This window comes from Raineyella fluvialis (assembly GCF_009646095.1).
GTDB classification, from domain to species: Bacteria; Actinomycetota; Actinomycetes; order Propionibacteriales; family Propionibacteriaceae; genus Raineyella; species Raineyella fluvialis.
Genome location: NZ_CP045725.1, coordinates 2,354,540 through 2,376,831, shown reverse-complemented (window position 1 = coordinate 2,376,831; position 22,292 = coordinate 2,354,540). Strand labels below are relative to the sequence as shown.

Sequence of the window (22,292 nt, the reverse complement as noted above, 5' to 3'; positions counted from 1 at the left end):
CGTCCACGCTGTGGCTCCCTGGAATGTCGCTGGTGTGGCTCCTCCAACCTACCCGTCCGCCGACCACTCACACCTGCGAAGCAGCCTCCGGTGCCCCGCCGGCAGCGGACTAGAGTGTGACCAATGACCCGGCCGACCTTCCTGCGACGCTCCGGCGTCGACCGTCTCCCGGCCGACGTGTACGTGCTCGGGGTCATCTCGTTCTTCGTGGCCGTCGGGTTCGGCGTCGTCATCCCGGTCCTGCCCGTCTTCACCCGTTCCTTCGGCGTCGGCCAACTGGAGACGGGTCTGGTGATCTCCGCCTTCGCCGTGATGCGCCTGGTGACCAGTCCGTTCACGGGACGGCTGATCGACCGGGCCGGAGAACGGGTCATCCTCGCCATCGGGATCCTCATCGTCGCCGCCTCCAGCGCGGCGATCGGTCTCGCCGGGTCGTACGGGCAACTGCTCGTCTTCCGGGCCGCCGGGGGAATCGGGTCGGCGATGTTCACCGTGTCCGCCATGACGCTGCTGATCCGCTCGGTGCCCGACTCCCACCGCGGCAGGGCCACCGGGACGTTCCAGACCGGCTTCCTGATCGGCAACATGACGGGGCCGGCCGTCGGAGGCCTGCTGGCGGCGGTGTCGATCCGGGCACCGTTCTTCTTCTATGCCGGGACCCTGGTGGCCGCGGCTGTGGTCGGCATGGTGATGCTGCACCGGCCCGGCGCCTCCACCGGCGGCACTCGACCGGTGGCCGAGGTGGCGCTCAGCCGCCCGTTCCGTCGCATCCTGGCCGACTCCCGGTATCAGGCCGCGTTGGTCTGCAACTTCGCGAACGGCTGGAGCTCCCTCGGCATCCGAAGCTCCCTCACCCCCGTGCTCGTCGTCGAGGTCCTGCACCGGGACCCGGTCTGGACCGGGTTGACGATCGCCATCGCGTCCGTGGTCCAGACCATCGCCCTGCGGCCCGCCGGCCTGTTCGTCGACCGGATCGGGCGCCGCCCCGCGATGATCACCGGCAGCCTCATCGGGGGACTGTCGATGCTCGCCGTCGCGTTCGTCCCGGACGTGGGGAGCCTGATCGGCGTGCTGTGTGCGTACGCGCTTGCCGTCTCCCTGATGGGCACCGCGCCCGCCGCGACCGTCGGCGACATCGCCGGGCCGCGTTCCGGCACGCCCGTCGCCGTCTTCTCGATGGCGTCCGACGCCGGGCAGATCTTCGGACCGATCGTCGCCGGCGTCATCGCCGATCGGGTCGGCATCCCGTTCGCGTACGTGACGGCTACCCTGCTGATGGGCCTGGCGGCGCTCGCCTCCGCGCGGATGCCGCGCCGGACGCCACCGGTCCCCACGAAGGAGACCGCACCGATGACCCCGGACGCATGACGCCCCGTCCACTGCCCGACCTGGTGGCGCCCGACTGGGCCGAGGCGCTGGCCCCGGTCGCGCCCGTCGTGGCGCGCATGGGCGACTTCCTGCGCGCCGAGATCACCGCAGGACGCGGCTACCTTCCCGCCGGTGATCGGGTGCTCCGCGCCTTCACCCGGCCGATGGCCGACGTCCGGGTGCTGATCGTCGGCCAGGATCCTTACCCGACGCCGGGACATCCGGTCGGGCTGAGCTTCTCCGTCGCCCCTGACGTGTCGCCGCTGCCGGCGAGTCTGCGCAATATCTACGCGGAGCTCCAAGCCGACCTGGGCATCCCACCGGCGCCGAACGGCGATCTGGGCGGCTGGTTCGAGCAGGGGGTGCTGCTCCTCAACCGGTGCCTGACCGTGCAACCCGGCAAGCCGGCCTCGCACCGCGGCAAGGGGTGGGAGGAGGTCACGGAAACGGCGATTCGGGCCCTGGCCCGTCGTGGCGGTCCACTGGTGGCGATCCTCTGGGGCCGCGACGCCCGCAACCTCGCCCCGATGCTGTCGCCGGTTCCGGTGATCGAGAGCGCACACCCGTCACCCCTGAGTGCGCGGAACGGGTTCTTCGGATCCCGGCCCTTCAGCCGCGCGAACGCCCTCCTGGTGGAGCAGGGTGGCCAGCCGATCGACTGGGACCTGCGGCACCGGGCCTGAGGCGGTCCCCCGCGCGGTGGTCCCGGCCAGCCGCCCCGGTTCTGGGCACCCGCCGCGGTTCTTGCCACCCGCCGCGGTTCTTGCCACCCGCTGCGCTCGCATTCCGATGCGGCCCGCCGACGCGCGGCATCGAAGTGCACCGGCCGCGTCCGCCCGGAAGCGCGGCGGCTGTGCCGCAACGCCGCCCCGACGGTCCCGGACACCCGACCCGACGTACGGTCCCCGGACAGTCCCCGCTGAACCCCTCAGCCCTGGCGCACCAGCCGCGACTCGAGGTGGCGGCTCATCGACTCCCCCACCGCTTCCATGTCGAGGACCGTGTCCAGCGTGTCCCCGCTGAGCCGGTAGGTCCGACGGGTCGCGGAGACATCCTTGGCGGTCGAGGTCGACCAGACCCGCGCGTCCAGTTCGAGGGTCAGGGTGTCGGCGTCGGCGTCCAGGGAGCCCTCGGCGAGCTCCACCTGGCCGGTCGGCAGCGCCAGCACGAGTTCGAGGTGCCCGTCGCCGGTATGGCGCAGATAGCCGCTCTCCATGTGCATCGGCGTGCCGTCGGCACCGCGGGTGCGCTGGGTGTAGACGAGGAACGGCTTGCCGACGAAGGCGAAGGTGATCTCCTCGTGGTAGGTGAACGGCGAAATGGTGGGGTAGCCCCCGCTACCATCGCCGGCCCAGGTGCCGACGAGCCGGGACAACGGGACGAGGTTGGGAGTGAGCTCCATGGCCAGTGATCGTAGCGACTCCCGACGATGCCCCAGGGGCATGTGGGCGAAACCACTCTCCGCGCCACCGATCGTGCTGCCGGGACCGACGACTCTGGTCCACGGGCCACCCGGAACGTACGCTCGGAGCATGTTCCAGTTCCGCCGCCCCGAGCCGATCATGGTCACCCCCGAGCAGGCGTTGCCGGGGCGCAGCCGGCGGGTTCTCCCCACCCCGCCCCGGACAACCTCGTCTTCGGGGTGCCCGACGACGCGACCCCGGACGGTTCGGAGCTGGCCTATTTCGCGCTGGGATGCTTCTGGGGCGAGGAGAAGATGTTCTGGAACACCGCCGGAGTCACCAACACCGCCGTCGGCTACCAGGGCGGCTTCACCCCGAACCCGACGTACGAGGAGGTCTGCACCGGCCGCACCGGTCACGCTGAGACCGTCCGGGTGGCCTTCGACCCCACCCGGGTGACGTACGAGGCGCTGGTCAAGCAGTTCTTCGAGGCTCACGACCCGACGCAGGGCTACCGGCAGGGCAATGACGTCGGCACGCAGTACCGTTCGGCCCTGTTCCCGGTCTCGGCGGAGCAGGAGGAGGTCGCCCGCCGACTGCTCGAGACGTACGCGGAGGCGTACACGAACGCCGGGTACGGCGCGATCACCACCGAGATCACGCGGCTCGACCCGGCCACCGGGGAACCGGCCTTCTGGTACGCCGAGGACTACCACCAGCAGTACCTGATCAAGAACCCGAACGGCTACTGCCCGATCCACTCGACCGGCGTCACCTGCGCCTGACGCGGTCGCTCACGGCAGCAGCAGCTGCCTGGCCGGGTGGATCGAGTAGTCGGCCATGTAATCGAAGACGCCGCGCAGCTCCATCCTGGCCGGGTCGTGGTAGTACCCGCGCTGGGCCGCCGGGAAGTCCGCCCAGTCACCCTCGAAGTCGAAGGCCCAGGTGAACAGGTCCTTCGGCTCGTCTGCGACCGCGAACAGGCAGCGGAACCCGTACGACTCACGGACCGGGACGATCCTGCGCCACACGTCCAGGAAGCCCGGCCAGGACCCGGTGATCGAGTAGCGACGCATGATGGCGATCCGCCCGGCGACGGTTGTCTCCGTCGCCCGGGTCAGCACTTCGACCCGCACCGGCCGCACAGTGACGTTGCGGAAGACGTGCGGAGCCTTGCGGGCCTCGAGATCGGCCAGGTCGGCATCAGCAAGCACCGCCCGCTCCCCTGCCGCGGGATCCGGGTGGCTGTAGAGCCAACTGAACTTCGGTTCGGCGTCGGTCTCGACGAACGCCCGGTGGACGGCGTACCCGTGGCGCTGCCGCAGCCGCACCTCATCGGGCCAGATGTCCAGATAGTCGTCCAGATGGTGCGGCTTCACCGTGAATCGGTGCAGCAGCATCGTCCCCGCGGGTGGGGTGACTCGGGGGAGGGCTTCGGGGGCAGCCATGGTCCGACCCTATGCCCGTCCGCTGCGAGTCTCTCAGGAGATGACGCCGAACTCGTAGCCCTTGTCGCGCAGGCCGTGGATCACCGTCCGCAGGGCGTCGGTCGACAGCGTCATCCCCTCGGCGTCATGCATCAGCACCACCGCGACGTTCGGCTCCTTCACCGCCGCCAACTCGGCCGGCACCATCATGGCTGCCTGGTCGGCGCTGTGGGGTGCCCGCTGCGGCGGTTCCGCGTCGCCGGTCATCGAGTTCCAGTCGATCCAGTGGACGCCCCGCTCGGCCAGCGCCGCATCAGCGGGGGCCATCCCTCGCCAGGACATGTGGCCCCCGGGTAGCGATAGCAGCCGGCGGCAAAGTCGGCGCCGAAGACTCCACGCAGGTCACCCATCGCCCTCTCGTGGTCCGCAACCACGTGCTCCGCATCGGCCCTGCGCCCCGGGTAGAGCTCGTGGTAGTTGTGCGAGCGGCTGTGGACGCACACAGCGTGTCCCTCTGCCAGGGCGCGATGCGGAACCGCGGGGTCGACCTTGGCCAGCCCCATGGGCCCCGTGATGTAGAAGAACGTCGCCGGGACGCCCTCGGCCCGGAGGATGTCGAGGTCTTTCGGCGTGGTCGAGTTACTGGGCCCGTCGTCGAAGGTGAGGAACGCGATCCTGCGCTGCGGGTAGTTCGCGGCCTTCGCCCCGTCGACCAGCCACGCGTGGACGTCGGCGGCGGGATAGGCATAGGCATCGGCCAGGTAGGCGTGGTTGGTGCCCGGGTGCAGATCCGTCGGGGCCGGTGGAGGAGGCGGCGCGACCGGGGCCGCCACCGGGGAGGGGCTCGAGGCCCCGGACATCGCACCCGCGGGGGCGCAGCCGGTCACGGCCACGCCGGACAGCACCACCACCGCCGCCGCGATCCCTCGCCGCATCGCCCGCCCCACTGTGCTCCCCGCTCTGCCGGTCCGGCCGCGGGGGACCCCACAGCCGGGGCGAGGATAGGCCGGCGTGGTGTCGGGCTGGCGAACACGAGGTGTACGGGTGGTCAACCCACCCCGTGTGAGCGAGCTTCAGCCCCGGTCGACGGCGACGTACGAGGCCGCAGCGACCGCGCCGGTGACCACGGCGACGCTGGGCCAGGCCCCGATCTTCTTCGCCAACGGGTGCGAGAGGCCGAACGCCCCCACGTAGAGGGTGCCGAGTACGGCAGCGGTCACCGGGCCCCGCTTGGCCAGCCACGTCCGTCCCGCCCAGACCACGCCCGCCAGCAACGGGAGGGTGCCCAGGGACCGGACCCCGCTCTCGCGCGCGATGATGTAGCCGCCCAGGATTCCGGTCGCGGCCACCAGGGCGGAATTGACGTCCTCGGCGCTGCGCAACTTCGTTGTCGTACCCATGTGCCCACAATAGGGGCGGGCCGGGAACCGAAGCGTTCTCTCCGGCCATCCTCGGGACGCGGACGCCGAGTTCGCGGTCCCCCTGTCGGTCCACTACGCTTCGTAGTGCTGAAGGAGGTCCACGGTGCGAATCGGAGTGCCCAGAGAGTCCTCACCATCCGAGACCCGGGTGGCCGCGACTCCGTCAACTGTTCCGCAATTACTCAAGCTCGGCTACGACGTGGTGGTGGAGCGAGGAGCCGGCGAGCGCGCCGACTTCCCCGACACCGCCTACGCCGAGGCCGGCGCCAGCTTCGGGACGTCCCAGGAGGTCTGGGCGTCCGACGTGGTGCTGAGCTGCAACCCACCCACCGACGACGAGCTCGCCCTGATGTCACCGGGTGCCACGCTGGTCTCGATGCTGTCCCCCGCCCTGCATCCCGAGGTGGCGGAGCGCTACGCCGATGCCGGCATCAGCGCCCTGTCGCTGGATGCGGTGCCCCGCATCTCCCGGGCACAGTCGCTGGATGTGCTGTCCTCGATGGCCAACATCGCCGGCTATCGGGCGGTGATCGAGGCCGCCCAGGCGTACGGCGGCATGTTCACCGGCCAGGTGACAGCGGCCGGCAAGGTCCCGCCGGCCCAGGTGTTCGTCGTCGGTGCGGGTGTGGCCGGTCTGGCCGCCATCGGCATCGCGGGTTCGATGGGTGCCCAGGTGCGGGCGTTCGACGTACGTCCCGAGGTCGGTGAGCAGATCGAGTCGATGGGTGCCACCTTCGTGGAGGTCGGCGCGGTGGACACCACCGTGTCCTCCGACGGCTACGCCAAGGAGATGTCGGCCGACCAGGCCGAGCTCGCCGCCCGGATGTACGCCGAGGAGTCGCGCAACGCGGACATCGTCATCACCACCGCGCAGATCCGCGGCAAGGCCGCCCCGATCCTGCTGACCGCCGAGATGATCGCCGCCATGAAGCCCGGCAGTGTCATCGTCGACATGGCCGCTTCGACGGGGGGCAACACCGCGCTCACCCGGGCCGATGAGAAGGTCGTCACCGACAACGGGGTGACCATCATCGGCTGGACCGACCTGGCCGGCCGGTTGCCGCGGCAGGCCTCGCAGCTGTTCGGTACCAACCTGGTCAACCTGCTCAAGCTGGTCACCCCGGCGAAGGACGGCCAGCTCGTGCTCGACTTCGACGACGAGGTCGTACGGTCGATGACCGTCACCCGCAAGGGCGCCGTCACCTGGCCGCCGCCACCCGTCAAGGTCTCGGCCGCCCCCACCCCGGTGACCACGCCTTCGGCGGAGGTGGCCAAGCCCGCCGAGGATCCGATCGCTGCGGCGCAGCGGAAGCGGACCCGCAACCTGGTCGCCGCCGGCCTGGGGATGGTGATCTTCTTCGTCATCGGGGGGCTGTCCCCGCTCGGCATCCTCGGGCACTGGATGGTGCTCATGCTGGCCGTGTTCGTCGGCTTCTACGTGATCTCGAACGTCACGCACGCTCTGCACACGCCGCTGATGGCCGAGACGAACGCCATCTCGGGCATCATCATGGTCGGCGCCCTGCTCCAGGTCGGCAGCGACAACATCGCTGTGACGATCCTGTCGTGGGTGGCCATCCTGGTCGCGTCCATCAACGTCTTCGGCGGCTTCCTGGTGACGAACCGGATGCTGGCCATGTTCCGGAAGGGCTGAGCGACGATGCAACTCACCTCCATGGTGCCGGCCGCGTACATCATCGCCGGCATCCTCTTCATCCTCGCCCTGGCCGGCCTGTCCCGGCACGAGACCGCCCGCCTGGGCAACGTCGCCGGCATGCTCGGCATGTTCATCGCCGTCGGCGGCGTCATCACCCAGGCAGTCACCACCGCCCCCGCGGCTTCTGGATCACCGCCGCGCTGATCGGCTCCGCGATGCTCATCGGTGCCGTGATCGGCACGTGGCGCGCCTGGACCGTCGAGATGACGGGCATGCCGCAGCTGATCGCCATGCTGCACTCGTTCGTCGGTCTGGCCGCCGTGCTGGTCGGCGTCAACTCGTTCCTCGAGGTCGCCGCCGCCCATAACGCCACCGACAACGCCGCCCATCTGATCGAGGTCTCGGTCGGCGTGCTGATCGGCGCCTACACCCTCACCGGCTCGCTGGTCGCCTTCGGAAAGCTCAGCGGCCGGCTGAAGTCCAAGCCCCTGATGATCCCCGGCCGCAACATCCTCAACCTGGCGGTGTTGGTCGTGTGCGTCGCGCTGGTGGTCTGGTTCGTCCTGGCGCCGACCCTGCTGCCGCTGCTGCTCATCACCGCCCTGGGGCTGTTCCTGGGCTGGCACATGGTCTCCTCCATCGGCGGCGGCGACATGCCGGTCGTGGTCTCGATGCTCAACTCGTACTCCGGGTGGGCCGCGGCCGCGGCAGGCTTCATGCTGGGCAACGACCTGCTGATCGTCACCGGCGCCCTCGTCGGATCCTCCGGTGCGATCCTGTCGTACCTGATGTGCACGGCCATGAACCGTTCCTTCGTCTCGGTCATCCTCGGCGGCTTCGGGGAGGGCACCACCAAGTCCAGCGGTGAGGCCAAGGAGTACGGCGATTTCCACGAGACGTCCGCCAGCGACGTCGCGCGGGAACTGGTCGGCGCGAAGTCCGTCGTGATCACGCCGGGCTACGGGATGGCCGTCGCCCAGGCGCAGTACCCGGTGGCCGAACTCACCGCGAAGCTGCGGCAGCGCGGCGTCAAGGTCCGCTTCGGCATCCACCCTGTGGCGGGCCGGCTGCCCGGCCACATGAACGTGCTGCTGGCCGAGGCCAAGGTGCCGTACGACATCGTCGAGGAGATGGACGAGATCAATCCGGACTTCGACGAGACCGACGTCGTGTTGGTGATCGGTGCCAACGACACGGTGAACCCGGCGGCGCTCGACGAGCCGGACTCCCCGATCGCCGGGATGCCTGTGCTCGAGGTGTGGAAGGCGCGCTCCGTCGTGGTCTTCAAGCGCTCGATGAACCCCGGGTACGCCGGTGTGCAGAATCCGCTGTTCTTCCGCGACAACTCGGAGATGCTGTTCGGAGACGCCAAGGAACGGGTGCAGGACATCATCGCTGCCCTCTGACGGGGACGAGGGACACGAAGGGGGCCGGGCGGATCACGATCCGCCCGGCCCCCTTTCACCGTGCGATGCCTTCCGACCCCGAGGGCTCAGGCCTGCGCACCCTCCGGCGCTCCCTGCTCTGCCGCCGCGACCGGCCTGCGACGCCTCACCGGCGGCAGGGTCGACCAGGGGAAGTCGATCCAGCGGTCGGTGTAGCGCCAGACGAAGTCGGCGTGCAGACGCGTGTGCGGCTTCTCGTAGATCACCGCGGTGCGCGTCTCGGCCGCGTACTGCTGCAGGAAGTCCTGGGTGAACTTCAGCGTCGTGCCGGTGTCGGACACGTCGTCGGCGATCAGGACCTTGAGCCCGCGCAGGTCATGCGGCTGCGGGCTGGGAGGCAGCAGGATCGGGGCCGGGAGGCGCTCGTCGACCCCGGTGTAGAACTCCACGTTCATCTCGGTGATCTGTTTGATGTCCAGGGCATAACCGAGGGCCCCGCCGAACGGAAGACCGCCTCGCGCGATGCACATGATGATGTCGGGGACGAACCCGTCGTCGACGATCCGCTGGGCGACCTCCCGGACGGCCACACCGAAATCGGTGTACGTCAGGACCTCGTGCTCCTCACTCATGCGGTTCACCCTAGCGCCCCGTGCCACCGGGCCGGCGCCCGGCTCCGGGCCCGCCGGTAGGCTGCCGGCATGCACCTGCGCTGGGCCGGACCCGAGGACACCGCACTCCTCGAGGAGGCTCTCCTCGACACCGTGGCACCGGAACCCGGCCCTCCGACAATGCGCACGGACGGGCTGCGGACCGACCCCACCCTGGCCCGCTACCTGGTCGACTTCTCATCGCCCGGGCACCAGGGGCAGCAGGCGCCGGACCCGGACGGGCGCATCCCCCACCACCGGCGTCCCTTCGGGGTGGTCGGGGAACTCGAGGGTCGGCCGGTGGGCCTGGCGTGGACCGTCTTCTTCACCGCCGAGGCGCCGGGGCCGGGATTCGTCAGTGTGGAAGCGCCGGAGCTGCGGGTGTGGGTGAGGCAGGAGTTCCGAGGGCGCGGGTTCGGTCGTACGCTCGCCGAGTCGCTGATCCTGGCGGCCAGGTCGCGCGGACTACCGGGGCTCAGCGCATGGGTCGACGCGTTCGATCCCGCCATCGGGCTGTACTTCGACCTGGGCTTCCGGACCGTCGGGGCGGGCGGTCACTCCGAGACCATGCTGCTGACGCTGCGCTGACCCTCCGCCTCGGCGGCCTCGACAGCGGCCAGCCGCTCCCGGTCACCGGCCAGCACGATGAACTCGGTCGTCGAGCGCCGACCCGGACGACCGACCTTGCGGCCGGTGCCGTCGTACACCCCGATCACCGACCCGATGTAGCGCCGGGCATCGAAGGCGAGCACCTCCACATGCTCCGCGCGGGCCCGACACATCTCCTCGACCTCGGCGCGGCTGACGAACGACTCGTCGTTGAGGGACACCGCCACGACGTCCGCGCGCAGGTCGCCGAGCACCGAGGCAAGGGCGGAGGCCATCTGGCGGCGGCTGTTGAAAGGACTCTTCGTCTCCTCATCGCGACAGTCGACCCGCTTGCAGGCGACCCCGTAGACCTCCGGCTCGTCCCACCGGACCAGCGTCTCCCAGATGTGGTAGTTCGTGTAGTAGCGGTGCTGGTTGTACGGGGGTCCAGGTAGGCGAGGTCGACCGGGGGCAGGTCACCCGTGACCGCCACCGCGTCGGCCCGGACGGCCCGGCCGGTGCCGGGGGTGAAGGATGGCACCTCGAGATGCAGCTCCTGGTAGGAGCGCGGCGACCAGGTCTTCAGGTAGGCCATCTGCAATCCGACGGTGGAGTCGACGGCATCCGCCGCCTCGAGCAGGCTGGTCACCAGCACCGGCCACAGCCAGGTGCCTGCCCACCGTTCCTCGATCGCCTGCCGGACGGCATCGATGCGCCGCCCGTTGTGCGGCTGGAAGTAGCGGGATCGCCGGCAGTAGGTCTCGGTCACGTACCCGTCCTGGCCGGGCAGGGCGTTCAGCTCATCCACCGCCGCTCTGACCTCGGCGAGGTCGACGCGCGCGGCGTCGGCCTCCACGTACGTGCGGGCGAAGACCTCGGAGTAGCGGGCGGTGTCGACGGCCGTGACGTACGCCCCGCGCCGGCAGAACTCCTGGGCGACACGCGTGGTGCCGGTGAACAGGTCGAGCGCGGTGCGCGCCTCGATCGCCCCGGCCAGCCGACCGAGAACGGGGACCAGCGTGCGTTTCGACCCGAGGTACTTGATCACCGGCTGCGCCCGCTCACAGGGTGCGCGCAGACCAAGTGTCGCACCCGTTCGGATCACCGGTGCGGTAGCCCTGCAGGAGCCACTTCTCCCGTTGCGCGGAGGACCCGTGGGTCCAGGACTCGCGATCTACCCGCCCGGAGGTCTCCTGCTGGATCCGGTCGTCGCCGATCGCCTGCGCGGCGTTCCTCGCCTCCCGGATGTCCTGCTCACTGACCTCGGCGATCGGGCTCTTCGGGTCCTTCGTCGCGTTGGCGAACCAGACACCGGCGAAGCAGTCGGCCTGCAGCTCGGACCGTACGGAGGCCGAGTCCGCGCCGGCGCCGCTCTTGGTCACCTTCGCCAGCACACCGATCTCGTTCTGCACGTGATGTCCGTACTCGTGCCCCATCACGTACGCCTCCACGGCGGGCGTCGAGGTCGCGCCGAACTGTTGCTGCAGCGTGCTGAAGAACGATTCGTCGAGGTAGATCATCCGATCGGAGGGGCAGTAGAACGGTCCCACCGCGGCGGTGGCGGCCCCACAGCCGGTCTGCGTCTGGCCCGAGAACATCACGAAGCGCTCGGCCGGGGTGAACTTGGGCACCACTGAGCCCCAGTACCGGTCGAGCGAGTTCTGGTAGGCGACGAAGCGGCACTCTGGTTCGGTCTTGATCTCCTTGACCGTCGTGCAGTTCTGCAGGGTGTTCTGCCCGCTGCCGCCGGTGGTGTCCACGGTCTGGCCGCCCAGCAGGTTGGCCGGGTCGATGCCGAAGAACAGGGCCACGAGGATGAGGACGAGGCCGCCCGCGCCGCCGACGACGATCCGGCCCCCACCTCCGCCACCCGAGCTGGACCGGGACGGATCGAGGTCGGCATTCTCGTTGAACTTCATCATGGTCTCCCCACTGATCGTCGGCTCACCGGTAGCGGACAGGTCGGCCGCGACCCCATGGGACGGGCAACGACTGCTCGATGGTATCCCGCAGCCGCCGCCGCGGCCCCGGGAACGACACGGCCCCGCCCGTCACCGGAGGTGACGGGCGGGGCCGGACGTCCCGGCCAGGACCGGGTCAGTTCTGGCGGAAGTACGACAGCAGGCGGAGCAGCTCGGTGTAGAGCCACACCATGGTGACGGTCAGGCCGAAGGCCGCGACCCACGACTGCTCCGCGGGAGCGCCCATGCGGACACCGTCCTCGATGGCGGCGAAGTCGACGAGCAGGTTCATCGTGGCCAGCACGATCGCCACCGCGGTGACGATGAAGGCCAGGCCACCGGCCTGCGGGCCGTACCCGATGATGCCCGTGTGGACGCCGAACATCGAGAGCACGAAGTTGAGCAGGTAGACGACCGCCAGAGCGCCGGTGGCGATCATCAGGCCGCGGGAGATCCGGCTGGCGAAGCGGTTCAGGTTGAACATCTTGTAGCTGACCAGGACCATCCCGGCGACCACGAAGGTGGCGATCACCGCCTGGACCACGATGCCGGGGAACAGCCGCTCCAGGAAGCTGGAGAAGATCCCGATGAAGATGCCCTCGAGGGCGGCGTACGCGATGACCATCCCGGGGCGGACGCCCCGGCGGCCGACGACCAGGAACGAGACGACCAGCGCGGCGATCGCCGAGCCGATCCAGGCCACGCCGACCAGAGCCGGCGGCACCAGGAACCACGAGAAGGCGGCGGCGAGGACGACGACGCCGAGGGTGAGCGCGGTCTTGGTGACCACGTCGTCCATCGTCATCCGGTCGACGGGCTGCGGGGCGGAGTACGGGTCGAAGCCCTGCCCCTGGTACTGCGGAACACGACCGGCCTGGTATCCGGCCTGCGGGTTGAACGCGGCCGAGCGGTTGAGCACGGGATTCTTGGAACGCATGCGCGGGATTCCTTCTGTTCAGGAGGTACGTCCCCCATGGTAGGGAGGCCGCGGAGGGTTCCGGTGCGTCGTGCCGCAGGACCGGGGACAAACCCGGAGGACCCCTGAGGTGGGCAGCGACCGCACCGGCCACCCGGGCAGCGTCACTCGGCCCGGGAGAACTCCGAGGCCTCGGCCACCAGCTCCGAGGTCAGCGCGACGCCCGTGTAGCGCTCGAACTGGCGAGCGGCCTGCAGGGCGATCACCTCGGCGCCGGTGATCAGCTGCTTGTCCCGGGCCCGGCCCGCGAGCACCAGCGGGGTCTCGGCAGGGAAGGCCACCACGTCGAACACCACGCTCGCCGCCGCGACGTGCTCGTCGGAGAACGACTGCACCTGCGACTGCGGTCCGTCCATGCCGAGCGGAGTGACGTTCACCAGGACCTGGGCCCCGGGCTCGGGGTCGTCGGCGGTCCAGCGGTAGCCGTACTTGTCCGCCAGGGCGGGCCCCGCGGTGGCGTTGCGGGCGAGCACCGTCAGGTCGTCGAACCCGGCGCCGCGGAAGGCCGCGACCACGGCCTTGGCCATGCCGCCGGAGCCACGCACGAGGACCGGCAGGCTGGGGTCCACCCGATGACTCGCCAGCAGACTGGCCACCGCCTCGTAGTCGGTGTTCGAGGCCGACAGACGGCCACCGTCGTTGACGATCGTGTTGACCGACTCAATGGCGGCGGCCGATTCCTCCATCTCGTCGACCAGCGGGATCACGGCCTCCTTGAACGGCATCGAGACCGAGCAGCCGCGGATGCCCAGCGCTCGGACTCCCCGGATGGCCCCCTCGATGTCGTCGGTGGAGAACGCCTTGTAGATGAAGTTGAGGCCCAGCTTGTCGTACAGGTAGTTGTGGAAACGGGTACCGAGGTTGGACGGCCGCCCCGACAGCGAGATGCAGAGGGTCATGTCCTTGTTCAGGATGGGCATGGGCCCATTGTGGGACAGACCACCGACAGCGAAGCGGAGGGGCATCGGGCATGGCGGCCCCCACGTACGATCAGGACATGTCGACCCCTCCACCCGCCGGGGAACCCGAGCGGACCTCCTCCGACCTGGTCATCGGTGAGGACGGCCTGGCCCGCCCGGTGTGGGCCGCGACGGACCCCCTGCTGAGGGACTACTACGACACCGAATGGGGCCTGCCGGTCCGCGACGAACGAGGAATGTTTGAGCGACTGACCCTGGAGGCCTTCCAGTCCGGGCTGTCCTGGGTGACCATCCTGCGCAAGCGTCCGGCCTTCCGGGCCGCCTTCGACGACTTCGATCCCGCCAGCATCGCCGACTACGGGCAGGCCGAGGTGTCCCGGCTGCTGGCGGACACGGGGATCGTCCGCAACCGCCGCAAGATCGAGGCGACGATCACCAATGCCCGGGCCACGCTCGCCCTGCGCGAGCGCGGCGGCCTCGCCGCGTTGGTGTGGTCGTTCCGCCCGGCCACGACCCCCTCGCCCCTCCGCCTCGCCGACATCCCCAGCCGCTCGCCCGAGTCCGAGGCACTGGCGAAGGCGCTGAGGGGCGAGGGGTTCGTCTTCGTCGGTCCGACGACGATGTTCGCGCTGATGGAGGCGGTCGGGGTCGTGGACACCCATCTCGTCGGGTCGCACCGGCGGGGCAGTTCCGGCGTCTGGTCGTGATCGGGCGCCACCTCACACATCCGCCGTCGCCGACGTCTACGGGGTGATGGAGATGAGAGAACCGTTCGAACGGGTCGTGCATGACCACGGAGCCACCGTGCTCCGGGTCTGCCGCGCCGTGCTCGGCCCGGGGCCGGACGCGGACGACGCCTGGTCCGAGACGTTCCTCGCCGCGCTCACCGCGTGGCCCGGGCTGGGAGAGGTGACGAACATGGAGGCCTGGTTGGTACGGGTCGCGCACCACAAGGCGATCGACATCACCCGGGCGCGCGCCCGCCGGGCGCTGCCGAGCGCTGCGCTCCCCGACGAGGTGTCGACGATCGGGGCGCCGGGGGCCGACGCGGACGGCGATGAGCTGTGGGCCGAGGTGGCACGGCTGCCGGAGCGGCAACGCTTGGCGATCGCCTACCACTGGTTCGGCGGGCTCTCCCATGCGGAGACAGCCGAGCTGATCGGCGGGAGCCCGGTGGCGGTGCGCCGGGCCGCGTCGGACGGGCTGCGTGCCCTACGACGGCGATACGAAGCGGGCGATGCCCGGGAAGGAGAAGCGCGATGATCACCGACAGCAGCGCTCCGGGCGGCACCGAGCGCGATCAGCTCCCCAGGGTGTCAGGGAAGGACATCTCCATTCTCGAGGCGCGGTTGATCAGAGCCGCTACCGAGCAGGGCCTGCTCGATCTCGCGTACCGTACGGTCGACTCCCCCTCGGTCCCCTGCTGCTGGCCGCGACGGAAGGCGGACTCGTCCGCGTCGCCTTCGAGCTGGAGGGCTTCGACGCGGTCCTCGAGATGCTGGCCACCCGGATCAGCCCACGGATCCTGGCAGCGCCGCGACGGCTCGACCCGACAGCGCGTGAACTGGAGGAGTACTTCGCCGGCACTCGGCATTCCTTCGACGTGCCGGTCGACTTCGCCCTGTCGTCCGGCTTCCGGCAGGCGGTTCAGCGCTACCTCCCCCACATCCGCTACGCGCACACGCTGACGTACCGCGAGGTCGCCGAGCGTGTCGGCAATCCGAAGGCCACCCGCGCTGTGGGGAGTGCCTGTGCCACCAATCCCCTGCCGATCGTGGTGCCCTGTCATCGCGTGGTGCGGACCGATGGCGGCCTGGGGGGATACCTGGGCGGGACGGCGGCCAAGCAGGCACTACTGGCCCTGGAACGCGCGGGGACGACGCGGGAGGATGAGGCATGACAGACAACAACTTCGACCGGGAGACCCTGCGGGCTCTGGCCGACGAGGGCAACGAGCTGGCGTTGGACCGGCTGGCCGATCTCGCCGACGCCGAGGACGATCTGCCGACCCTCTCCGAGCTGCTCGACGAGGGCAGCGCGCACGCCGGGGCCCTGTTGACCCGCCGCGCGGTGGCCCGACGCGACCTGCTCGAACTGCAACGGCTCGCCGATGCCGGTAGTCCGGATGCCGAGGTGGCGCTCACACGACTGCTGATGTGACAGACGGCCGGGGGTCAAGCCTTCTACGGTCGGTACATGGCTTCCATGTTTGCGAACGAACTCGACACCCCGGCCCCATCTCCGCACACCCGCTGCACTGGCGTGAGACCTCCCTCCTGGCACCGGGACCCGGCCAGCTGCTGCTGGAAGTCGTCGCCTGTGGTGTCTGCCGCTCCAACCTGCACATGATCGAAGGTGACTGGGCTGCGGACGGCGTCCCCGCCATCAACCCGATCATCCCCGGCCACGAAGTCACCGGTCGGGTGGCCGCCCTGGGCGAGGGTGTGACCGGCTTCGCCCTCGGCGACCCCGTCGGCGTCCAGCCGCTGTGGTGGACCTGCGAGGAGTGCGAATACTGCACCAGCGGGCGCGAGTACCTCTGTCACCAGCGGGTGATCACCGGCGAGCACGTCCATGGCGGCTACGGCCAATACATGGTCGCCACCGCCGCCCACACGTATCCCATCCCGGCGGGCCTTGACCTCATCGATGCCGCGCCGCTGTTCTGCCCGGGGATCACCGCGTTCGGCGTCGTCGACAAGCTCGATGTCGGCCCTGGAGACACCGTCGCCGTCTTCGGGCTCGGGGGCGTGGGCCACATGGCGGTCCAGTTCGCCCTGCTCACGGGTGCCGATGTGGTGGCCGTCGGCCGCACCAAGGAGCACCTCGTGGTTGCTCGTGAGCTCGGCGCGACCCGTACGGTCGATTCCACCGACCCCGCAGCGCTTGAGCAGATCGCCGACTCCGCTGACGCCGTCCTGACCTTCGCCGACTCCGACGCCGTCACTGCTCAGGCCCTGCGCACGCTGAAGTGGGGTGGGACGCTGGTCACGGCCGTCCCGCTGAACCTCCCGTCTTTCCCTTTCAACCAGGGCCAGGTCATCAAGGCCTCCATCCTGGGCAACCGCGAGCAGATGCGCACGGTCCTGCAGCTCGCGGCCGAAGGCAAGGTCCGGACGGTGACCGAGCGCTTCGCCATGAGCGAGGCCGCCACGGCCCTGGAGCTCCTCGCCCAGGGGAAGCTCCGGTCCCGCGCGGTGCTGCACAACTAGGTGGCGAGGGTCGCTACCGGAGTGGGGCGCTTCCTGCCAGCCGGATATCTGAGGGGATCTGCAGTTCTGAGGAGGTTTCGGCCCGAATTCCTCCTCAGACAGGCAGATCCCTCAGCTGCGCAGATCCCCTCCGCTGCGCAGATGCCGGTCGACGGCGGGGCGAGCCTCGAGGATCGTCCAGGGTGCCCCCGATGGGATTCGAACCCATACTCGAGCGGGTTTAAGCCGCCTGCCTCTGCCATTGGGCTACGGGGGCCGTCAACGCGATCGTACGATCCGCGACGTCGGGGGGTGATCAGCGGCCACGCAGGGCCCAGTCGGCCACCCCATCGAGGATGTCGGACTCGGACACCAGCAGTCCCGGCACGTCGAGGCGCCGGGAGATCCGCTCCAGGATCACCGCCCCGGCGCTGATCACCTCGGCCCGCTTGGGGTGCAGGGACGGGATCTGGCGCAGTTGTGCCACCGTCCGGGCGCAGAACTGATCGGCCAGCGCCCGCAGGGCGGTCAGCGGCATCCGGGCGCCGTGGATCGCGGCCCGCTCGTACTCGGGCAGTTCCAGGTACGCCGCCATCAGCGACGTCACGGTGCCCGCCACGCCGACCCACTCGCGCACCGCCCCGAAGTCGAGACCGGAAGCGTCGAGCGCCGCGTCGACGACGTCGCGGGTGGCGAGGATCTCCGCCTCGCTGGGCGGGTCACCGGGCAACGTACGCTCGCGTAGACGGACCGAGCCGATGTCCAACGAGGTCAGCGCCCGCATCGTGCCGTCGGGCTCGCCGAGCGCGAACTCGGTCGAGCCCCCGCCGACGTCGGTCACCAGCACCGGGCCGGCCACCTCCACGCCCGCCGCGCGGAGACCGCGCACCGCCCCCTGGAAGGACAGCTCCGCCTCCCGGTCGCCGGGGATGATGTCGGGTTCGATGCCCAACCGCTCGCGGACACCGGCGATGAAGCGGTCCCTGTTGCGGACGTCCCGCGCCGCAGACGTCGCCGCCATCCGGATGTGCCCGGGCGCGACGCCCGCATCCCGGATCTTCGCGGCGTACTCGTCGAGCACACCGAAGGTGCGCTCCAACGCCGCGTCGGAGAACTCGCCGGTCGCGTCGACGCCCTCTCCCAGCCGGACGATGTGAAGGTGCCGGGAGATCTCGGCGGGGGGCTCGCCGCCGGCTTCCCCCTCGACGAGGAGCAGTCGCAGGGAGTTCGTCCCGCAGTCGATGCCCGCGGCCCGCATCACGCGTCCCGCTCCTCAAGGCAGGGACGGCTCCAGAACTCACCCAACGCCGCCAGCGTCTCGTCGCCCAACGGATTGACACCCGGGCCCGCCGCCAGTGCGTGGGCAGCGAGGACGTGCAGACACTTCACCCGGGTCGGCATGCCGCCGGCGCTGATCCCGTCGATCTCCTCGACGTGGCCGAGCGCCTCCCGATCCGCCAGATAGGACTCGTGGGCCTGCCGGTAGTGCGCGGCCAGTTCCGGATCGGTGGCCAGCCGGTCGGTCATCGCGACCATCAGGCCGGAGGCCTCCAGGGTCGAGCATCCTGCCGTGGCGCGCGGGCAGGTCAGGTAGTAGGTGGTCGGGAAGGGCGTCCCATCGGGGAGCCGGGGTGCGGTGGCCACGACGCCGGGCTTGCCGCAGGGGCAGCGCCACGCGACGCCGACGACGCCCCGGGGCATCCGTCCGAGTTGCGCGGTGATCAACTGCTCGTCCTCGGGGCTCATCGGTTCGGCCATGGGGCCCAGTCTCCCACGCGGCCGGCGTCGACCGCCCTCGCGATCAGGGGGTGGGGCCGCCTTCCGGCACGGAGGTGAGCGTACGGGCCGAGCCTGGTGTCGCGCTCCCCGAGGCCTTCGCGCCGTTCGACACGGCCGATGACGGCGCCGAGGGGGACGCCGCGGACGGAGAGGGTGAGGCGGTGCTCGTGCCGACCGGGACGTCGGTGGCCGGGGTCGGGCGGTCCGCCGTCGCCGTACTGCCCCACATCTTCATCCACCACGCGTCCGTGGCCGGGGTGGCCTGGTCGCTGCGCTGGCTGTCGAGCTGTGCGCCCTCGAGGGGCTTGCCGTCGGATCCGATCACCCGATAGCCGGTCTCCCCCGGCATCACCCAGCCGAGGCGCTGACGGGCCTGCTGTCGGACGTAGGCGGGGTCGTCCCACGCGGAGAGCTGGCGGTGGAGCTCGTCGATGGCCTGCTGCCGCTGGGTGACCTCGGCGCCCAGGGAGGCCATCTGGTGTTGCTGGCGGAAGTAGATCTGCAGGCTGACCGCGGCCGAGATCAGCAGCACCCCGACGACTGTGCCGAGCAGAACCAGCCGTAGGGCTGCACTCGGTCCCACCGCCCGCGCGGCGGAGCTGTCGGCGGCGTCCGCGGAAACGGGCACGGACGCCGAGCGGGAGCCGGTCCGATCACGAGGTGTCCCTCGATCCGGTCCGGCTCCCGCTCGGTCATGTCCCTGGTCTGCCACGCCCTCCAGTGTGGCCGATCAGGTCAGGAAATCACGCGGTGAAACGCGGGAAGGCGCTGCGGCCCGCGTACTCGGCGGCCTCGTCCAGCTCCTCCTCGATGCGGAGCAGCTGGTTGTACTTGGCGACGCGGTCCGTACGGGCCGGGGCACCGGACTTGATCTGGCCACAGCCGCAAGCGACGGCCAGGTCGGCGATGGTGACGTCCTCGGTCTCACCCGAGCGGTGCGACATCATCGTGCGGAAGCCGTTGCGGTGAGCCAGGTCGACGGCGTCGAGGGTCTCGGTGAGCGAACCGATCTGGTTCACCTTGACCAGCATCGCGTTGGCCGACTTGTCGTCGATGCCGCGCTGCAGGCGCTCGACGTTGGTGACGAACAGGTCGTCGCCGACGATCTGGACCTTGTCGCCGAGCTGGGCGGTCATCTTCTGCCAGCCCTCCCAGTCCTCCTCGTTCAGCGGGTCCTCGATGGAGACGATCGGGAAGCGCTCGCACCAGTCGGCGTAGATCGCGATCATCTCGTCGGAGCTCTTCTCGGCGCCCTCGAAGACGTACTTGCCGTTCTTGTAGAACTCGGAGGCGGCGGCGTCGAGCGCCATCGCGATGTCCTCGCCGGGCTTCAGGCCGCAGGCCTCGATCGCCTCGGAGATCAGCTCCAGGGCGGCCACGTTGGACTCCAGGTTGGGGGCGAAGCCGCCCTCGTCGCCCAGGCCGGTGGACAGGCCCTTCTTGTTCAGGACCTTCTTCAGGGAGTGGTAGACGCGGGCGCCCCACTCGAGGGCCTGGCGGAAGGAGTCCGCCCCGATCGGGGCGATCATGAACTCCTGGACATCCACGTTGGAGTCGGCGTGGGAGCCGCCGTTGAGGATGTTCATCATCGGCACGGGGAGGATGTGCGCCGACGGACCGCCGACGTAGCGGTAGAGCGGCAGGTTCGCCGACTGCGCGGCGGCGTGGGCGACGGCCAGCGAGACGCCGAGGATGGCGTTGGCGCCGAGCTTGCCCTTGTTCGGGGTGCCGTCGAGCTCGAGCATCGCCTGGTCGATGAGGCGCTGCTCGGAGGCCTCGAGGCCCAGCAGCTCGGGAGCGATCTGCTCGATGACGTTCTCGACGGCCTTGAGGACGCCCTTGCCGCCGTAGCGCGAATCGTCGCCGTCACGGAGCTCGACCGCCTCGAACGCTCCGGTGGAAGCGCCGGACGGGACGTCGGCACGACCCTGGGTGTCATCGTCGAGGATGACCTCGACCTCGACAGTCGGGTTGCCGCGCGAGTCGAGAATCTCGCGGGCGTCGATGAATTCGATGCTTGCCACGGTGGTTGCCTTTCGATCAGCCTCTGACATGCACGGGGACTGCCGGAAGGCAATGCTCCCGCGCTCGGGACCCAGCCTAGACACATCGGTGCCCACTCATGCGAGGTACCCCCTCCCAGGACGCCCGAACGGATGTCGCCGGGGGTGGTAAAGGACGGCCACAGGGCCTCCTCGGGTGCCGATGCAGGCTCAGATCTCCTCGGAGTCGGTCTCGGTGTCCGGGGCGACGTGGGACCCCGACTCCGGACCCTGCCCCGGAGCCGACTCGGCCCGCACGACAGCGGCCTCGAGCCGTCGCAGCGCGTCGCGGGTCGCCTGTTCGGGGTCGACGCCGCTCGCCCGGGCCCGGCTGACCAGCCCGAGGACCGTACGGCCCACCTCCTCCGCGGTGATCTCGTCGGTGGGCAGGTCGACGCCCTGGCCGGCAAGGTCGACGTCGTGCGACGCGGCCCGCCCGATCACCTTGCTCGCGCGGTGCATCGCGGACAGCTGCTGCGGGATGCCCTCGAGGGTGGAGGTCCGGCCCTTGAGGCGGCGCTTGCGCTGTTCCCACGTGGCGTCGAGGTCCTCGGGGACGTCCTCGGCCGCGAAGACGTACGGGTGCCGGGCGACGAGCTTGTCGGCGACGCCGCGGGCGATGTCGTCGATGTCGAAGCCCCCGCCACCCGGCTCCGCCGCGATCGTCGCGTGGAAGACGACCTGCAGCAGCAGGTCGCCCAGTTCCTCGCGCAGGTGTGCCGGCTCCCCCGACTCGATCGCCTCGACGGTCTCCATCGTCTCCTCGACCAGGTACTGGACGAGGGAGCGATGGGTCTGCTCGGCATCCCAGGGGCAGTCCTGCCGCAGGATGCCCATCACCTCGACGAAGCGGTCCAGCTGGGGGTGAGGGCTGCCGGCCGGCGCCTCGGGGACATCGCGAGGAGCCACGGGGATCTCAGTTCGTGGTGACGGGCACCGACAGCGAGCCGCTGCCGGTGATCAACTTCATCTGCTGGGCGTTCCAGGTGCCGTAGCGCGGGTTGACCTCGATCCGGGTGCTGACCTGCTGCGCGGCCAGCGCCTCCAATCCGAACGCCCGCTGGGCGTACTGGAAGTCACCCACTGCCTCGGCGAACGGGCGTGCGTCGCTGTCGGCCTCGAGCTGGGTGCCGCCCGGGACGGACGCCAGGGCAGCATCACGATCGGCGGGGGTGATCGGCTTGCCGGCCTTCTGCGCCGCACCATTGGCCAGAGCCTGATCGATGAGCACCGCCACCACCGCCTGCTGGTACTGCAGGGGGCCGCCTGCCCTCCCAGGACCGAGGCGACAGCCGTCGCCGTGGTCTCCACCTCGGTGACCGACACGCGGCGTCCGTTGATCACCACCGCGTCGGATCCGGAACCGCCGGCGCAGCCGGACAGCGTGAGGATGAGGGCCCCGCAGTAGCGAGGGCGGGCAGTGCGCGAAGCGCCATTGTTACTCCCGTCGAACGTCTGGTCGTGCGGCCCGATCCTACGCGCCCCTCGGGGGCCGCTTGGTGTGGCCACCCTTGGCGACCCCCT

The 22,292-nt window shown here is 70.2% G+C and carries 26 protein-coding genes, 1 tRNA gene and 2 pseudogenes; 11 read left to right on the top strand and 18 right to left on the bottom strand.

Annotated features, from left to right (window positions below; all coding sequences use genetic code 11):
* Nucleotides 1-123 precede the first annotated feature (123 nt).
* Together Rai3103_RS10845 and Rai3103_RS10840 are read left to right on the top strand one after the other, a co-directional pair.
* Nucleotides 124-1,368, top strand: coding sequence for an MFS transporter (locus Rai3103_RS10845; protein ID WP_153572621.1), 1,245 nt, complete (start codon nt 124-126; stop codon nt 1,366-1,368).
* Nucleotides 1,365-2,051 (top strand): uracil-DNA glycosylase, encoded by a 687-nt coding sequence (locus tag Rai3103_RS10840; RefSeq protein ID WP_153572620.1) that lies wholly within the window; start codon nt 1,365-1,367, stop codon nt 2,049-2,051. The genes Rai3103_RS10845 and Rai3103_RS10840 overlap by 4 nt, the downstream gene beginning before the upstream one ends.
* Nucleotides 2,052-2,296: 245 nt before the next feature.
* Here Rai3103_RS10840 and Rai3103_RS10835 read toward each other — a convergent pair whose 3' ends face one another.
* A complete protein-coding gene (locus tag Rai3103_RS10835) occupies nt 2,297-2,983 on the bottom strand; it encodes a heme-binding beta-barrel domain-containing protein (RefSeq protein WP_338420016.1) in 687 nt (228 codons plus the stop codon).
* Between the two features lie 27 nt (nt 2,984-3,010).
* On the opposite strand from Rai3103_RS10835, the gene msrA reads away from it, so the two are divergent.
* Nucleotides 3,011-3,556 (top strand): peptide-methionine (S)-S-oxide reductase MsrA, encoded by a 546-nt coding sequence (msrA, locus tag Rai3103_RS10830; RefSeq protein WP_338420015.1) that lies wholly within the window; start codon nt 3,011-3,013, stop codon nt 3,554-3,556.
* A gap of 9 nt (nt 3,557-3,565) precedes the next feature.
* Here msrA and Rai3103_RS10825 read toward each other — a convergent pair whose 3' ends face one another.
* From Rai3103_RS10825 to Rai3103_RS10810, 4 genes are all read right to left on the bottom strand, one after another.
* Nucleotides 3,566-4,219: a hypothetical protein gene (locus Rai3103_RS10825; RefSeq protein ID WP_153572619.1), complete on the bottom strand. Its 654-nt coding sequence runs from the start codon at nt 4,217-4,219 to the stop codon at nt 3,566-3,568.
* A 33-nt stretch (nt 4,220-4,252) separates the two neighbouring features.
* Entirely contained in the window at nt 4,253-4,465 is a 213-nt protein-coding gene (locus Rai3103_RS10820) for a polysaccharide deacetylase family protein (protein ID WP_153572618.1), read from the bottom strand.
* Entirely contained in the window at nt 4,462-5,133 is a 672-nt protein-coding gene (locus Rai3103_RS10815) for a polysaccharide deacetylase family protein (RefSeq protein ID WP_153572617.1), read from the bottom strand. The genes Rai3103_RS10820 and Rai3103_RS10815 overlap by 4 nt, the downstream gene beginning before the upstream one ends.
* A gap of 138 nt (nt 5,134-5,271) precedes the next feature.
* Nucleotides 5,272-5,598 (bottom strand): hypothetical protein, encoded by a 327-nt coding sequence (locus Rai3103_RS10810; RefSeq protein WP_153572616.1) that lies wholly within the window; start codon nt 5,596-5,598, stop codon nt 5,272-5,274.
* Between the two features lie 124 nt (nt 5,599-5,722).
* Here Rai3103_RS10810 and Rai3103_RS10805 point away from each other — a divergent pair, with 124 nt between their 5' ends.
* Entirely contained in the window at nt 5,723-7,273 is a 1,551-nt protein-coding gene (locus tag Rai3103_RS10805; RefSeq protein ID WP_153572615.1) for a Re/Si-specific NAD(P)(+) transhydrogenase subunit alpha, read from the top strand.
* Between the two features lie 6 nt (nt 7,274-7,279).
* Nucleotides 7,280-8,682 (top strand): annotated as a pseudogene (pntB, locus tag Rai3103_RS10800) (Re/Si-specific NAD(P)(+) transhydrogenase subunit beta).
* An 86-nt stretch (nt 8,683-8,768) separates the two neighbouring features.
* Here the strand turns inward: pntB and Rai3103_RS10795 are convergent.
* Nucleotides 8,769-9,293 carry a phosphoribosyltransferase gene (locus tag Rai3103_RS10795; RefSeq protein WP_153572614.1) on the bottom strand — a complete coding sequence of 175 codons (525 nt, stop codon included), beginning with the start codon at nt 9,291-9,293 and terminating at the stop codon, nt 8,769-8,771.
* A 69-nt stretch (nt 9,294-9,362) separates the two neighbouring features.
* On the opposite strand from Rai3103_RS10795, the gene Rai3103_RS10790 reads away from it, so the two are divergent.
* Entirely contained in the window at nt 9,363-9,899 is a 537-nt protein-coding gene (locus Rai3103_RS10790; protein ID WP_153572613.1) for a GNAT family N-acetyltransferase, read from the top strand.
* On the opposite strand, the gene Rai3103_RS17815 is transcribed toward Rai3103_RS10790, so the two are convergent.
* The 5 genes and pseudogenes from Rai3103_RS17815 to Rai3103_RS10770 all read right to left on the bottom strand — a co-directional run bounded on the left by Rai3103_RS17815 (nt 9,866) and on the right by Rai3103_RS10770 (nt 13,756).
* A complete protein-coding gene (locus tag Rai3103_RS17815; RefSeq protein WP_228488855.1) occupies nt 9,866-10,063 on the bottom strand; it encodes a hypothetical protein in 198 nt (65 codons plus the stop codon). The two genes, Rai3103_RS10790 and Rai3103_RS17815, sit on opposite strands and share 34 nt — an antisense overlap.
* Before the next feature lie 237 nt (nt 10,064-10,300).
* Nucleotides 10,301-10,947 (bottom strand): annotated as a pseudogene (locus Rai3103_RS10785) (DNA adenine methylase); the annotation flags it as partial.
* 13 nt (nt 10,948-10,960) lie between these two features.
* The gene (gene ypfJ / locus Rai3103_RS10780; RefSeq protein ID WP_228488853.1) at nt 10,961-11,821 is read right to left on the bottom strand and encodes a KPN_02809 family neutral zinc metallopeptidase; all 861 of its coding nucleotides are present in this window, start codon (nt 11,819-11,821) and stop codon (nt 10,961-10,963) included.
* 175 nt (nt 11,822-11,996) lie between these two features.
* Entirely contained in the window at nt 11,997-12,797 is an 801-nt protein-coding gene (locus tag Rai3103_RS10775) for a Bax inhibitor-1/YccA family protein (protein ID WP_153572612.1), read from the bottom strand.
* A 143-nt stretch (nt 12,798-12,940) separates the two neighbouring features.
* Nucleotides 12,941-13,756: a shikimate 5-dehydrogenase gene (locus tag Rai3103_RS10770; protein ID WP_153572611.1), complete on the bottom strand. Its 816-nt coding sequence runs from the start codon at nt 13,754-13,756 to the stop codon at nt 12,941-12,943.
* 77 nt (nt 13,757-13,833) lie between these two features.
* Between Rai3103_RS10770 and Rai3103_RS10765 the strand changes: the two genes are divergently transcribed.
* Genes Rai3103_RS10765 through Rai3103_RS10745 form a run of 5 tightly spaced genes read left to right on the top strand, consistent with a single transcriptional unit; the run spans nt 13,834 to nt 16,968 of the window.
* Nucleotides 13,834-14,463 carry a DNA-3-methyladenine glycosylase I gene (locus Rai3103_RS10765; RefSeq protein ID WP_153572610.1) on the top strand — a complete coding sequence of 210 codons (630 nt, stop codon included), beginning with the start codon at nt 13,834-13,836 and terminating at the stop codon, nt 14,461-14,463.
* Between the two features lie 52 nt (nt 14,464-14,515).
* Nucleotides 14,516-15,019 carry an RNA polymerase sigma factor gene (locus Rai3103_RS10760; protein WP_153572609.1) on the top strand — a complete coding sequence of 168 codons (504 nt, stop codon included), beginning with the start codon at nt 14,516-14,518 and terminating at the stop codon, nt 15,017-15,019.
* Nucleotides 14,994-15,656, top strand: coding sequence for a methylated-DNA--[protein]-cysteine S-methyltransferase (locus tag Rai3103_RS10755; protein WP_228488852.1), 663 nt, complete (start codon nt 14,994-14,996; stop codon nt 15,654-15,656). The genes Rai3103_RS10760 and Rai3103_RS10755 overlap by 26 nt, the downstream gene beginning before the upstream one ends.
* On the top strand, nt 15,653-15,916 hold the full coding sequence (locus tag Rai3103_RS10750) for a hypothetical protein (protein ID WP_153572608.1): 264 nt from the start codon (nt 15,653-15,655) through the stop codon (nt 15,914-15,916). Before Rai3103_RS10755 ends, Rai3103_RS10750 begins: the two co-directional genes overlap by 4 nt.
* A complete protein-coding gene (locus tag Rai3103_RS10745; protein WP_153572607.1) occupies nt 15,913-16,968 on the top strand; it encodes an alcohol dehydrogenase catalytic domain-containing protein in 1,056 nt (351 codons plus the stop codon). Before Rai3103_RS10750 ends, Rai3103_RS10745 begins: the two co-directional genes overlap by 4 nt.
* A gap of 183 nt (nt 16,969-17,151) precedes the next feature.
* On the opposite strand, the gene Rai3103_RS10740 is transcribed toward Rai3103_RS10745, so the two are convergent.
* The 7 genes from Rai3103_RS10740 to Rai3103_RS10710 all read right to left on the bottom strand — a co-directional run bounded on the left by Rai3103_RS10740 (nt 17,152) and on the right by Rai3103_RS10710 (nt 21,999).
* A tRNA-Leu gene (locus Rai3103_RS10740) sits at nt 17,152-17,224 on the bottom strand.
* A gap of 39 nt (nt 17,225-17,263) precedes the next feature.
* Entirely contained in the window at nt 17,264-18,205 is a 942-nt protein-coding gene (locus Rai3103_RS10735) for a Ppx/GppA phosphatase family protein (RefSeq protein WP_153573711.1), read from the bottom strand.
* Nucleotides 18,205-18,705, bottom strand: a complete 501-nt coding sequence (locus Rai3103_RS10730; protein WP_153572606.1) for a DUF501 domain-containing protein — start codon at nt 18,703-18,705, stop codon at nt 18,205-18,207. The genes Rai3103_RS10735 and Rai3103_RS10730 overlap by 1 nt, the downstream gene beginning before the upstream one ends.
* Before the next feature lie 43 nt (nt 18,706-18,748).
* Nucleotides 18,749-19,354 carry an FtsB family cell division protein gene (locus Rai3103_RS10725; RefSeq protein ID WP_194793097.1) on the bottom strand — a complete coding sequence of 202 codons (606 nt, stop codon included), beginning with the start codon at nt 19,352-19,354 and terminating at the stop codon, nt 18,749-18,751.
* Between the two features lie 115 nt (nt 19,355-19,469).
* Complete coding sequence (eno, locus tag Rai3103_RS10720; RefSeq protein ID WP_153572604.1) at nt 19,470-20,750, bottom strand: phosphopyruvate hydratase; 1,281 nt, start codon at nt 20,748-20,750, stop codon at nt 19,470-19,472.
* Nucleotides 20,751-20,939: 189 nt separating this feature from the next.
* Nucleotides 20,940-21,605: a nucleoside triphosphate pyrophosphohydrolase gene (locus Rai3103_RS10715; RefSeq protein WP_153573710.1), complete on the bottom strand. Its 666-nt coding sequence runs from the start codon at nt 21,603-21,605 to the stop codon at nt 20,940-20,942.
* Between the two features lie 79 nt (nt 21,606-21,684).
* A complete protein-coding gene (locus tag Rai3103_RS10710; protein ID WP_153572603.1) occupies nt 21,685-21,999 on the bottom strand; it encodes a hypothetical protein in 315 nt (104 codons plus the stop codon).
* Between the last annotated feature and the right edge of the window lie 293 nt (nt 22,000-22,292).